This is a genomic window from Ruegeria sp. HKCCA5463, from assembly GCF_013034175.1.
Taxonomy (GTDB): domain Bacteria; phylum Pseudomonadota; class Alphaproteobacteria; order Rhodobacterales; family Rhodobacteraceae; genus Ruegeria.
This window is the reverse complement of record NZ_WQFL01000001.1, coordinates 199120-212373: the sequence shown is the minus strand read 5'-3', so window position 1 is coordinate 212373 and position 13254 is coordinate 199120. Positions and strand designations below refer to the sequence as shown.

The following is a 13254-nucleotide window of genomic DNA, read 5'->3' as shown; positions in this document are numbered from 1 at the left end:
GCGGGCCACCGGGAAAAGTCAAACCCATTACACATTTTCGCGACGGCACCACTTGCATTTTTCTCAAGTTCTGTTTCGATACCCAACGTAACCGCCTTGGGGAGGCAGCGCCGATTTATGTCGTTAGCGCTATTATCTTTATTGATCAAAAACTTACCCCGAAGCGGCAACGCCAAACCCGCAGGCCTTGCGGAGATAATCGAGACACGAACGTGTCCAATTCGGGAGTGACTTATGAAAATCAAAACCCTTTTGCTTGGTGCGATCGCAAGCACGGCAATGGCCCCGATGGCCTTTGCCGAGCGCGGTTCGGACGGCAATGTCAGCATCATCTATTGGCAGGCTCCGTCGATCCTGAACCCGTTCCTGTCCGGCGGTACGAAAGACGTGGAATCAGCCTCGCTGGTGATCGAACCACTTGCCCGCTACGACCAGGACGGCAACATGGTGCCATATCTGGCGTCTGAAATCCCGACCGTGGAAAATGGCGGTGTCAGCGAAGACCTGACGTCGATCACATGGAAAATTGCACCGGGAATCACATGGTCTGACGGCTCTCCGTTCACCGCTGCTGACGTGAAGTTCACCGCCGATTACTGTATGCACCCGGAAGGTGGCTGCGCGCAGGTGACCAAGTTCGAAGGCGTCACCTCGGTCGAAGCTGTTGATGACCTGACCGTCAAGGTCACTTTCGACGCACCGACCCCCTTCCCCTATGGCCCGTTCGTCGGCGGTGAAAGCCCGATCCTTCAAAAGGCCCAGTTCGAAAACTGCATGGGCGCAAAAGCCCCGGAATGCACCGAACAGAACTTCAACCCGATCGGCACCGGCCCCTTTGTCGTCACCGAGTTCAAACCGAACGACGTGATTACCTTCAAGGCCAACGACAACTATCGTGATCCGGCGAAACCTGCCTTCGCGACCGTGACCTTCAAAGGCGGCGGTGACGCGACGGCTGCAGGTCGTGCCGTCATGGAAACCGGTGAATTTGACTATGCGTGGAACCTGCAACTGGCTCCGGAAGTGATCGCACAGATGCAGGAAGGTGGCAAAGGTACGCCGGTTGCGGGCTTCGGTCCGCTGGTCGAGCGCATCATGCTGAACCAGACCAACCCGTCGCCCGAGTTGCCGGAAGGCGAGCGTTCGACGGCCAAGCATCCGCACCCATTCCTGAAGGACCCGGCCGTTTACAAAGCCATGTCCATGGCCATCGACCGTCCGCTGCTGGTGGAAATTGGCTATGGTCAGGCTGGTAAAGTGACCTGCAACTGGGTTCCGGCCCCTGCCGCGTTCAACTCGACCTCGATGACCTGCGACACCCAGGATATCGAAGGCGCCAAGAAACTGCTGGATGATGCCGGCATCGTCGATACCAACGGCGACGGCGTCCGCGAGAAGGACGGCGTTCCGCTGAAGATCGTCTATCAGACCTCGACCAACGCTGTCCGTCAGGACTTCCAAGCGCTGATCAAGGAATGGTGGAGCCAGATCGGCATTGAAACCGAATTGCGCAACATCAACGCATCGGTCTTCTTCGGTGGTGACCCGGGCTCGCCCGACACGTTCCAGAAGTTCTATGCCGACGTTGAAATGTACGCCAACACCTTCAACGGCACCGACCCGCAGTCCTATCTGGGCAATGGTCTGTGCGACAAGGCACCGCGTCCCGAGACGCAGTGGCAGGGCGAAAACATCAGCCGCTTCTGCAACGAAGAGTTCGACAAGCTGCACGCTCAATTGGCCGAAACCGCTGGTCTGGAAGCGCGTGCGGAAATCGCCAAGCAGCTGAATGACATCATGGTTCAGAATGGTGGCATGATCCCGCTGGTTCACCGTGGTCGCCTGTCGGCACATGCAAACACCCTGGGTGGCGTTGTCCTGAACGTTTGGGACAGCGAGCTGTGGAACATTGCGGACTGGTACCGCAAGACCGGTTCCTAAGCACTGACCTTGCAAAACCGCGCCCCGATCGTTATCGGGGCGCGGTCATTTGCATCCCACCCCAACAAGAAGACGCATATAAAGGCGCCTCTTAATGCTTAATTTCACAATCAGACGACTGGTGCTGGCCGTTCCAACGCTGCTCTTCATCAGCCTCGTCATCTTCCTGCTCCTCGAACTCGCACCCGGCGATCCGATGGCGCAGGTTCCGCTCACCGTTCCCCCCGAAGTCAAGGAAAAGATGCGCGAGGCGCTCGGCCTTGGCCAGCCGATGCATATCCGGTTCTGGAAATGGATCGTGCAATTCTTCTGGATCGAACCGCAGGTTCTGATCGACCACATCTTCGGCACCAGTTTTTCCGCAGGCGACCTGCGCGTGATATCCTGGCAGACCCGCTCGCCCGTCATGGACATCGTCGTTCAGCGTATCCCGCAGACCCTGTGGGTTGTCGGCACCGCCTATGTGGTCGCCATCCTGATCGCCCTGCCCATCGGCATCTATTCGGCCTATCGCCAGTATTCCTGGTTCGACCAGATGGGCACCTTCGTGTCGATGGTCGGCTTCTCGGTCCCTCCGTTTTTCTCGGGCGTTCTGGTGATCGTGATCTTCTCGGTCCAATTGGGCTGGTTCCCGTCGATCTATGACACCACGCATGTGGTCAACAGCTGGGACAGCTTCGTCGTGCAGCTGAAGCAGATGATCATGCCGGTCATGGTGCTGGCGTTGCAGATCACGGCACAGCTCAGCCGTTTCATGCGCGCCTCGATGCTGGACAATCTCAATCAGGATTACGTCCGCACCGCGCGCGCCAAGGGGCTCAGCGAATACACCGTGGTCATGGTCCACGTTCTGCGGAACTCGATGATCCCCGTGGTCACGGTCATTGCACTGGGTATCCCGGCCATCTTCGGCGGCGCCATCATCACCGAGCAGGTTTTCAAGGTGAATGGTATCGGCCAGTTGCTGATTGGCGCCATTCAGGCCAATGACCTGCCGATGGTGCAAACCCTGACCTTCATCTTTGCCGTGCTGATCGTGCTGTTCAACCTGATCGCCGACGTCCTGTATGGCATTCTGGACCCGAGGATTCGCTATGACTGATCACGACAAATCAGACACGCTGATCCCCGACGAAGGTCTGGCCCCGGCATCCACCGCGCTGCCAACCGCTGATGTGATGGAGGAACTCACGACCCCGCCGCGTAGCCAATGGCGCGACGTCTGGGATCAGTTCAAGACGCACAAGGGCGCCATGGTGGGTGCGGTGCTGTTCATCCTGATCGTGGCGGGCGTCTATCTGGGCCCCTATCTCTGGAGCATTGATCCAACGCAGATCGATATCCGGGCCCGCAATCAGGGGCCAAGCTGGGCGCATCCCTTCGGCACCGACCAGTTGGGCCGGGATATTCTGGCGCGCATGATGTCGGGCGGTCAAACCTCGGTATCGGTGGGCATCACCGCGATGCTGCTGGCACTGTTCCTGGGATCCTTCATCGGTGTTCTGGCCGGGTTCTTCAAACGGCTGGATGGTCCGCTTATGCGTCTGACAGACCTGTTTCTGGCCCTGCCCCTGCTGCCCTTGCTGCTGGTCATGATGCTGCTGTTCCGTGAACCCCTGTCGGCCGCGTTCGGGTTGGAGCGCGGGATCTTCATCCTGATCGTCTGCGCCATCGGTATCACCTCGTGGATGCCTACGGCGCGGATCGTACGGGGTGACGTGCTGGCCATCAAAGAGCGTGAATTCGTTCTGGCGGCCCGGTCCATCGGCACCAGCAACACTCAGATCATCACGCGGCATATCCTGCCGAACGTGTTGTCTCCGATCATGGTATCGGCGACGCTGGGGATTGCGACGGCGATCATTACCGAAAGCGCGCTTTCCTTCCTGGGTCTGGGCTTTCCGCCCGACTTCCCGACATGGGGCCGCCTGCTGTTCGACGGAGTCGATTACCTACAGCAATATCCCGAGCGTGTATTCTGGCCTGGTCTGGCAATCTCGCTGACTGTCCTGAGCGTCAACTATCTGGGTGACGGTCTGCGCGATGCGCTGGATCCCCGCATTCGCGGACGCTGAAACAAGTTCAGTCGGCGCGCCTCAGCGCGCCGGCCGACAGCACGATCAGAACGGCCAATGGCAACAGCACAGCGAAGGCCAGACGCAGGCCGAACACTTCCGCCAAAAAGCCGATCAACGGCGGACCGATCAACAGCCCCCCATACCCCAATGTCGCAACACTTGCGATGGCTTGCCCCGGCGGCACACTTGGATCGCTGGCCGCCCGGCTGAATGCCAGCGGCATGATCACGGCATAACCTATTCCCATCAATGCAAAGCCGGCCAGCACGGGCAAGATCGTTACTGTTGAAACCACCGTGAAAACGCCCAAAGCCGCGCAAATACCGCCGAACCGGGCGGAAACGACCGGTCCGAACCGGGTGATGACAAGCGCGCCTGCAAGTCGAAACGCCACCATGGTCACTGAAAATACCGCATAGCCCAAGGCAGCGACGCTTTCGGACGCCCCTGTGATGTCACGCAGATATATCGCGCTCCAGTCCGCGACGGCCCCTTCGCCCAATGCCCCGCACAAGGCGGCTATGCCAACCAGTATCAACGCACCGGAAGGCAAGGCGAAAACCGTACTCTGAGGCTCTTGGGATTGGCGCGAAGTCCAGCTTACCCAGGATGACGCAAGCGCAAGGCCAACAACCACGCCACCCGCCAACAGGAAGTGCACAAGAACCGTCAGCCCCATCTGAACCGCGACATACCCGCTGAGCGCGCCAAGTCCGGCCCCAAGGCTCCACATTGCGTGGAACGAGGACATAACGGGTTTGTCATATGCCTGCTCTACCTCGGCGGCCCATGCATTCATTGCAACATCCATCGACCCGTGACAGGCGCCAAAGACAAAAAGGAACACTGCCAGCCCCCAAAGCCCATCAGCCATGGCAAGCAGGATCAGCGACCCCGTGTACAGAACCGCAATGATCCGGGTGATTGCAACTGCGCCGAATCGATCCGTAAGCCGCCCGGTTATCGGGAAAGAGCAGACAGCCCCCGCAGCCATGAACAACAGGCCATATCCAAGCGCCTCATGGGACAGTTCCAAGCGGTCACGTATGGCGGGAATGCGCGACGCCCAGATTCCGAACAGGGCACCATTCAGAATGAACATGGCGGCGACAGCGCGCCATGCTGCAACTATGCTTATCATTCCAAGCCCTCGCTCTGCTTGCCCAATGCCGCTGTTCTACAGGTCAGACGAACATTGGCAATTGCTGCTCAACCGAGCCGTTTGCGAATGCGTCGCACCGAGTACCACACCCCGGCGACAACCGGGATCGTTACCGCCGCCGTCAGCATGCCCTTGCTGATGCCAGAGGCCGTCAGCGGATACAAAAGATAGCTGACCAGCGAAACCGCGTAATAGCTGATGGCAACCACGGAAAGCCCCTCGACCGTGTGTTGCAAGCGCAGTGCCAGATCAGCCCGACGGTCCATGCTTTCCAGCAACGCCTGGTTTTGCGCGCTGCGTTCCACATCCACTCTTGTCCGCAGCAACTCACCGGCACGGATCGCCCGGTCCGACAAGGCCTGAAGCCGGCGTTCCGTGGATTTCACGGTGCGAATTGCAGGGTCATATCGGCGCATCATGAAATCGGCGAAATTCTGACCACCTTCGAAACGTTCTTCTCGCAACACTTCGATCCGCTGGTTGACGATGGCCTCATACGCCCCCGTAGCTCCGAACCGGAAGGAACACCGGGCCGACAAAGTTTCGAGCTCGATCGACGTTGCCAGCAAATCCTGCAACAGCGCGTCAGGCTGCGCCGAGTTGTCGGTCATCTGCCCCATCAATCGGGTGAGTTGCCCGTCCAGCTCTCCGATACGCGGCATCAGCTGCTTGACGCGCGCAAAACCCAGCATCGACATCGCCTTATACGTTTCTATTTCGCAAAGACGCTGAATAATCCGTCCCGTCCGGCGCCGTCCGGTGCCCTCGGCCACGAACAAGGCAAAGCGCATGTGACCTGCCGGATCGATCCGAAAATCACTGGCACAAACCGCTGCATCGTCCAACACCCTGGACACGGCCAGGCTTTCCGGCTCGAACCAATCCAGCAGTTTCGACTTCACCAAGTCGTCACTGTCGCGTTCAACGACGCGCATCAATACTGACGTAACCCTTTGGCCAGGACTGGCCATCAACCAATCGGGCGGAAAGACCTCAAAGTCAGCCGGATCAAAGGCGCGATCACTCACATTCTGCGCGATCGCCGTGTAGGTCACAAATTCGGTATGCTGCTCCCACTTCAACCAATGGCGGCCAATCTGGCCCGCGTAATGCGTGGCATCCGGCCGAGGGTGCTGCGCACCGTGGCGATCCAGCAGGTCGATCAAATGAGCCAAATCCTCACGTCGATCGCGCGCCACGGCGGCCTCGGGCTTTTTGATCGCAAGAAAGACCACCGTACAGGGCATTGACGCGACCGGGAAGGGTCGCGCATGCAGTTCATTTGCCAGCGCATAGCGAAGGGGATGGTCGTCTATCGGTGTCATGTATGGCTCCGCCTCGTCACGCGCACTATACGGCACATAATTGATACATCAATTCTCTTTTTATTTCATATACTTACAGGGATACAACGGTATACAACCCTGCTATCTCATTGATTTGGCTGCCACAGCTCGATGGGGTTGCCTTCGGGATCATGGATGCGGGCAAATTTTCCAACTTCGCTGTCCCAGTCAGGATTGGTTTCCACCGTGATTCCAGCCTGATCAAGCTGCGCCGTCAGCGCGGCCAGGTCATCAACACGAAAATTGATCATCCACTGCTGATCGGCCCGTCCGAAATATTCGGTGTCCTCCGCGAATGGCGCAAAGACCGTATAGCCTTCACGCTGCTTCCAGGGCACGGGGTCATAATGATTGACGCCCAGGTGCTTCTCATACCAGGCGCTCAGCGCTTTAGGGTCGCGGGCGCGAAAGAACACTCCGCCAATACCATTCACTTTCTCCATCCTCGACCTCCTGCCATCTGTGCCGCCACCCCAGACTACCACACTCCGCCTGCTTCATCTGGCTGGAAATATCCTGGGGGTTTGGGGGCAACGCCCCCATGCACACTCAAAAAGAAAAGGGCGCCCAAAGGCGCCCTTTGCAATCGGATCAAACGCGACGATCAATCGATCATCGGCAGCAGCTTGTCTAGCGACTCCTTGGCGTCGCCGTAGAACATCCGGGTGTTCTCTTTGAAGAACAGCGGGTTTTCGATGCCGGAATACCCGGTGCCCTGACCACGTTTCGAGACAAACACCTGCTTGGCTTTCCAGCATTCCAGAACCGGCATTCCGGCAATGGGGCTGTTGGGATCTTCTTGCGCCGCCGGGTTCACGATGTCGTTCGAACCGATGACGATGGCCACATCTGTGTCCGGAAAGTCGTCGTTGATCTCGTCCATTTCCAGAACGATATCATACGGCACCTTCGCTTCGGCCAGCAAAACGTTCATGTGGCCCGGCAAGCGGCCCGCCACAGGGTGGATTGCGAAACGAACGTTCTTGCCCTTGGCCCGCAGCTTGCGCACCAGTTCGGAAACCGATTGCTGCGCCTGTGCCACGGCCATCCCATAGCCCGGAATGATGATCACGCTGTCCGCGTCGTTCAAAGCCGCAGCAACGCCATCAGCCTCGATAGCGATCTGTTCGCCTTCAACGGCCATCTGTTCGCCCTGCGGGCCACCAAAACCGCCAAGGATCACGCTGACAAAATGGCGGTTCATCGCCTTGCACATGATGTAGGACAGGATCGCACCCGACGAGCCCACCAGCGCACCGACCACGATCAACAGGTCGTTGCCCAGCGAGAAACCGATCGCCGCAGCCGCCCAACCCGAATAGCTGTTCAGCATCGACACCACCACCGGCATGTCAGCGCCGCCGATGCCCATGATCAGGTGATAGCCGATGAATAACGCCGCCAGCGTCATCAGGATCAGCGGGAACAGACCACCTGTCGATGTGTACCAGATCAGGCAGATCAGCGAGAGACCCGCTGCCGCCGCGTTCAGCGCATGGCCACCGGGCAGCTTTGTCGCTGCCGAGGTCACCTTGCCCGCCAACTTGCCATAAGCTACGACCGACCCGGTAAAGGTGATCGCACCGATGAAGATGCCCAGGAACAGTTCCACATGCAGGATTGCCAGCTCAGCCGGGGTTTTCTTGGCAATCAGCTTGGCAAAAGACCCCAGATCGGACAGATCCGCCTGGCTGGCACTGTCCGCAATGGCCATGACCTGCGCCACGTTGCCGATCTCGAAATGCGCGTTGAAGCCGACGAACACGGCCGCAAGACCGACCAGCGAGTGCATCGCCGCAACAAGCTGCGGCATCTCGGTCATCTGGACGCGCTGCGCAACATATTGGCCGATGAAACCACCGCCCGCAATCAGCAGCAGCGACAGAAGCCACAGACCCGAGCCCGGGCCAACCAGCGTGGCAAAAACCGCCAGCGCCATACCGACGATGCCATACCAGACCGCGCGCTTGGCGCTTTCCTGGTTCGACAAACCGCCGAGCGAAAGGATGAAAAGGACAGCCGCAACAACATAGGCGGCAGTGGTGAAGCCATAATCCATGTGCCCGGCCTCCTTAAGATTTCTGGAACATGGCGAGCATGCGCCGGGTTACGAGGAAGCCGCCGAAGATGTTGATCCCGGCCATGAACACGGACAGTGCCGCCAGCAGAATGACCAGGAACGACCCCGATCCGATCTGCATCAAAGCCCCGACGATGATGATCGACGAAATCGCGTTGGTGATCGCCATCAGCGGAGTGTGCAGGCTGTGCGCGACGTTCCAGATCACCTGGAAGCCCACAAAGATGGCCAGCACGAAGACGATGAAGTGCTGCATGAAACTGGCCGGAGCGATCAGCCCCACCAGCAGCATCAGCGCGCCCCCGACACCCAACAGGGTGAACTGCTGCTTGGTCTGCGCCTTGAAGGCCGCGATTTCCTGCGCCTTCTTTTCTTCCGGGGTCAGTTCCTTGACCTCGGGCTTTTTCTGCGCCGCGATCGCCTGCACCTTGGGTGGCGGCGGCGGGAAGGTGATCTCACCCTCATAGGTCACGGTCGCGCCGCGGATCACGTCATCTTCCATGTCGTGGTTGATCTGACCGTCCTTTTCAGGCGTCAGATCGGTCATCATGTGACGGATGTTGGTCGCGTACAAAGACGAAGACTGCGCCGCCATCCGGCTGGGGAAGTCGGTATAGCCGATGATGGTCACGCCGTTGGGCGTCACGACCTTTTCGTCCGGCACGGTGCCTTCGACGTTCCCGCCGCGCTCGGCCGCAAGGTCAACGATGACCGAGCCCGGCTTCATTGCCTTGACCATGTCTTCCAGCCACAGCTTGGGCGCCGGACGGTTGGGGATCAGGGCCGTCGTGATGACGATGTCCACTTCCGGGGCCAGCTCTCGAAACTTGGCCAGCTGCGCATTGCGGAACTCTTCTGACTGGACGGAAGCATACCCACCGGTGGACGCACCATCCTGCTGTTCTTCTTCGAAGTCCAGATAGACGAACTCTGCCCCCATCGATTCGACCTGCTCGGCCACCTCGGGGCGCACATCGAACGCGTAGGTGATTGCACCCAGCGAGGTCGACGTGCCGATCGCGGCAAGCCCGGCAACACCGGCCCCGACGATCAAAACCTTTGCAGGTGGAACCTTGCCTGCCGCCGTCACCTGACCGGTGAAGAAACGGCCAAAGTTGTTGCCGGCTTCGATCACCGCGCGGTAGCCGGCGATGTTGGCCATCGACGACAACGCGTCCATCTTCTGCGCGCGTGAAATACGCGGCACCATTTCCATGGCGATCACATTTGCGCCCTTGGACTTGGCAAGTTCCATTCCTTCATCGTTTCCGGCAGGATTGAAGAAGGAAATCAGCGTCTTGCCCTTGGTCAGACGCTTCAGTTCCGTCTCGGTCGGGATACGAACCTTGGCGATGATATCTGCGGCCTTCCACAGCGATGCCGCGGTTTTGACAACCTCAACGCCCACAGCCTCATACGCCGCGTCCGAAAAGCCGGCGGCAGCACCTGCGCCTTTTTCGATCAGGCACTCATAGCCCAGTTTTTGCAGTTGCACGGCCGAGTCCGGTGTCATCGCGACCCGGTTCTCGCCGTCCAGTATTTCCTTTGGCGTGCCTATCTTCACTGGCAGTCCCCCTAATTCTTACTCGGTCTGAGCGGGTGATCGGTATTCTTTGTTAAGCAAAGATGTATCCTGCGCAACATTATTTCGCAAGCGCAGCATTTTTGACGTGATGTCATTGCGGAATCCACCCTAAATCCAGCGCCGTGTCTTGCGTTCGTAACGCGCGAAGTCGGCGCGAAAGGTACGACGCAGGCGGTCTTCTTCCGGCAGGATGAACCGACGCTCCAACACCCAGACGAAGACTGGCACAAGAACCAGGGACAGGACGGCATCAAACCTAAGGATAAGACCCGCAAGAATCAGAACGTCGCCCACATAGATCGGATTGCGACTGCGCTTGTAGATACCTGATTGCACCATCGATGACGGGGTTTCATGCGGGATGACGGTTGTCTTGTGACGGCGGAATTCGACCACCGCCAGAACAGCCATCAGGATTCCACCTCCGATCAACACCCCGCTCAGAAGATCCGTCAAACCACCCTCAAGCGACAGGCCCAGCTTCAGATACCTGGCCTGCAACCAGGCAAGAGCTGCAAAAGCAATCAACCAAACCGGCGGAACGTCCATCCAGCGCATGCAAAGCCCTCATTGAATGACGACAAGATCAAGCACATGTCGCTTCTGCGCGATGTCCTACCGCTTTTGAGCCAAAATGGCAAAAGACCAGTATGTCGCATCGCATGGACTCATTATCGAGGATCGACTACCTCAATAGCAATCACCGACGTTCACACGAGTCAGCGAGCCTTCATGACTGATTTTGCGGCAACCAAAGCCATGTTCGACCTGCCAGAGGGCGTCATCTATCTGGATGGCAACTCTCTGGGCCCCCTGCCGAAATCAGCCGGTGCCCGAGTGCAACGGATGCTGACGGACGAATGGGGCCAGATGCTGATCACCGGATGGAACAAGGCTGGTTGGATGGCCCTGCCCACCGCGCTTGGTGACCGGATTGGCCGCCTGATCGGAGCAGAGCCCGGTAGTGTGGTGACCGGAGACACCTTGTCGATCAAGGTCTATCAGGCCGTGGCCTCGGCCCTTGAACTGAATCCGGATCGCAAAGTCGTTCTGTCGGACAACGGCAACTTTCCTTCGGACCTGTACATGGCGGATGGCTTGCTGCGCTCGCTTGGGGACGCGTATGAGTTGCGCGTCGTTGATCCCGAAGCCGTGGCCGGCGCAATCACCGAAGAGGTCGCTGTTCTTATGTTGACCGAGGTGGATTACCGCTCAGGTCGGATGCACGACATGAAGGCGCTGACCGAACTGGCGCATGCCAACGGCGTGGTAACGGTCTGGGATCTGGCCCATTCCGCGGGGGCCATCCCCGTGGACCTTTCGGGGTGCAACGCCGATTTCGCGGTCGGGTGTACGTACAAATACCTCAACGGCGGCCCCGGCGCGCCAGCCTTCATCTATGTCGCGCCGAGGTTGGCGGAACGCACACGCCCCGCCTTGTCCGGATGGCTGGGGCACGAAGCACCTTTTGCCTTCGATCTCGACTACCGCCCCGGCAGCGGCATTGAACGGATGCGGGTGGGAACGCCGCCCATCATCCAGATGACGGCCTTGTCGGCTGCGATGGACATCTGGGATCTGGCGGACATAACCGACGTCCGGGCCAAATCGATTGAACTGACCGAGCGTTTCATAGAACGCGTCGAGGCAACCTGCCCGGATCTGCAACTGGCCAGCCCCCGTGATCCGCAGCAGCGTGGCAGCCAGATCTCGTTCCGTTTCAAGGAAGGGTATGCCGCCATGCAGGCCCTGATCGCCCGAGGCGTGATCGGAGATTTTCGAGCACCCGACATAATGCGGTTCGGCTTTACACCTTTGTATATCGACGAAGGCGATGTCGAACGCGCCGTCGGGATTATGGCCGATATCATGCAGAACCGCCTGTGGGACACGCCCGAATACAGGATCCGTCAGCGCGTTACCTGACTTCGAGTCCGGCGCCGAAAAGGGCCGCGACCTGCGCGACCTGCTGTTCATAGACCTCGGCGCCGGCGCCAATCAGCTTCAGCCCCTTGAGTGTGGCCGTGATCGTCCGACCGGTCTCTGCCGCGTCAGCCAGCAGGCGAACCCGGCCCGCCTTTTCCTGTTGCGTCAGCCAGTCCGCATAGAGCGCGGCCAGCTTGGCCTCACCCGCCGCGATGATTTCCGCAGACAGGGATTTTGTGTTGTCGAGCATTTCAAGCCCGTGGGGCGAGGCCAGAATTTTTGCCATTCCCTCGGTCTGCGCCTGAATTGCGCGGGTCAGAACCTCAGGCACCGACCCCTTCGTCGCCAGCGCTTCGGCCACCGCAACACTCTTTTCGGCATAGTACAGCTCGGTCAGCTTGCTGACGATCGCCTCTTTGTTCTTGTAATGCAGATACACCGCCGGCCGAGACATCCCCGCGCCGCGCGCGATATCGTCCATCGAGGTCTTTCGGTATCCATAAGTGGAAAACGCCTGAAACGCCGAGTTCAGGATCGCCTGTTGCCGTGAGCCGTCACCATTGTCTTTCATATACGAAGCCCTGACATTTTTTGTTCAATTTGTCAATTGACACCCTGACACTTTTCTACAATTATGTCAGATACCAGCCACAGCAACACGAGGTGCGCCATGGCGACGACCCTGAAGATCAACGGCAAGCAACATCAGGTGGATCTGCCTGATGACGTCCCCCTTCTTTGGGTTCTGCGGGACGAGGTCGGGCTGACCGGCACCAAGTTCGGCTGCGGCGTGGCCGCATGCGGGGCCTGCACCGTGCATATCGATGGCGAGGCCGTGCGCTCGTGCCAGGTGGCGCTGTCGGATGTCTGGGGTGACGTGACCACGATCGAAGGGCTCGGCTCGCCGGACGCGCTGGCCACGATCCAACAGGCCTGGATCGATCATCAGGTCGCGCAGTGCGGATACTGCCAGTCCGGCCAGATCATGCAGGCCGCGGCATTGCTGGCGGAAAACCCGGACCCCTCTGACGCAGACATCGACGAAGCGATGCAGGGCAACCTGTGCCGCTGCGGCACCTATCCCCTTATCCGCGCAGCAATCCATGACGCGGCATCCAAGCTGAAGGAGGCGTAAG

At 59.1% G+C, this 13254-nt stretch carries 12 protein-coding genes; 5 read left to right on the top strand and 7 right to left on the bottom strand.

Annotated features, from left to right (window positions below; all coding sequences use genetic code 11):
* The first annotated feature begins 234 nt into the window (after positions 1–234).
* The 3 genes from GOW09_RS01055 to GOW09_RS01045 all read left to right on the top strand — a co-directional run bounded on the left by GOW09_RS01055 (position 235) and on the right by GOW09_RS01045 (position 4016).
* Positions 235–1941, top strand: a complete 1707-nt coding sequence (locus GOW09_RS01055; RefSeq protein WP_171114988.1) for a peptide ABC transporter substrate-binding protein — start codon at positions 235–237, stop codon at positions 1939–1941.
* 94 nt (positions 1942–2035) lie between these two features.
* Complete coding sequence (locus GOW09_RS01050; protein ID WP_171114986.1) at positions 2036–3043, top strand: ABC transporter permease; 1008 nt, start codon at positions 2036–2038, stop codon at positions 3041–3043.
* Positions 3036–4016, top strand: coding sequence for an ABC transporter permease (locus tag GOW09_RS01045; protein WP_152458617.1), 981 nt, complete (start codon positions 3036–3038; stop codon positions 4014–4016). The genes GOW09_RS01050 and GOW09_RS01045 overlap by 8 nt, the downstream gene beginning before the upstream one ends.
* A 7-nt stretch (positions 4017–4023) precedes the next feature.
* On the opposite strand, the gene GOW09_RS01040 is transcribed toward GOW09_RS01045, so the two are convergent.
* The 6 genes from GOW09_RS01040 to GOW09_RS01015 all read right to left on the bottom strand — a co-directional run bounded on the left by GOW09_RS01040 (position 4024) and on the right by GOW09_RS01015 (position 10750).
* Positions 4024–5160: an MFS transporter gene (locus GOW09_RS01040; protein ID WP_171114984.1), complete on the bottom strand. Its 1137-nt coding sequence runs from the start codon at positions 5158–5160 to the stop codon at positions 4024–4026.
* 68 nt (positions 5161–5228) lie between these two features.
* Entirely contained in the window at positions 5229–6506 is a 1278-nt protein-coding gene (locus tag GOW09_RS01035) for a DUF3422 family protein (protein ID WP_152458619.1), read from the bottom strand.
* 107 nt (positions 6507–6613) lie between these two features.
* On the bottom strand, positions 6614–6970 hold the full coding sequence (locus GOW09_RS01030) for a VOC family protein (RefSeq protein WP_171114982.1): 357 nt from the start codon (positions 6968–6970) through the stop codon (positions 6614–6616).
* 161 nt (positions 6971–7131) lie between these two features.
* Positions 7132–8586, bottom strand: a complete 1455-nt coding sequence (locus tag GOW09_RS01025; RefSeq protein ID WP_152458621.1) for an NAD(P)(+) transhydrogenase (Re/Si-specific) subunit beta — start codon at positions 8584–8586, stop codon at positions 7132–7134.
* Positions 8587–8599: 13 nt separating this feature from the next.
* Positions 8600–10171 (bottom strand): Re/Si-specific NAD(P)(+) transhydrogenase subunit alpha, encoded by a 1572-nt coding sequence (locus tag GOW09_RS01020; protein WP_171114981.1) that lies wholly within the window; start codon positions 10169–10171, stop codon positions 8600–8602.
* A gap of 129 nt (positions 10172–10300) precedes the next feature.
* On the bottom strand, positions 10301–10750 hold the full coding sequence (locus GOW09_RS01015) for an isoprenylcysteine carboxylmethyltransferase family protein (RefSeq protein WP_171114979.1): 450 nt from the start codon (positions 10748–10750) through the stop codon (positions 10301–10303).
* A 174-nt stretch (positions 10751–10924) separates the two neighbouring features.
* On the opposite strand from GOW09_RS01015, the gene kynU reads away from it, so the two are divergent.
* Positions 10925–12118, top strand: coding sequence for a kynureninase (gene kynU, locus GOW09_RS01010; RefSeq protein WP_171114977.1), 1194 nt, complete (start codon positions 10925–10927; stop codon positions 12116–12118).
* Here the strand turns inward: kynU and GOW09_RS01005 are convergent.
* A complete protein-coding gene (locus GOW09_RS01005; protein ID WP_171114975.1) occupies positions 12111–12689 on the bottom strand; it encodes a TetR/AcrR family transcriptional regulator in 579 nt (192 codons plus the stop codon). The two genes, kynU and GOW09_RS01005, sit on opposite strands and share 8 nt — an antisense overlap.
* A 99-nt stretch (positions 12690–12788) precedes the next feature.
* Between GOW09_RS01005 and GOW09_RS01000 the strand changes: the two genes are divergently transcribed.
* On the top strand, positions 12789–13253 hold the full coding sequence (locus tag GOW09_RS01000) for a (2Fe-2S)-binding protein (protein ID WP_171114974.1): 465 nt from the start codon (positions 12789–12791) through the stop codon (positions 13251–13253).
* Position 13254 lies beyond the last annotated feature (1 nt).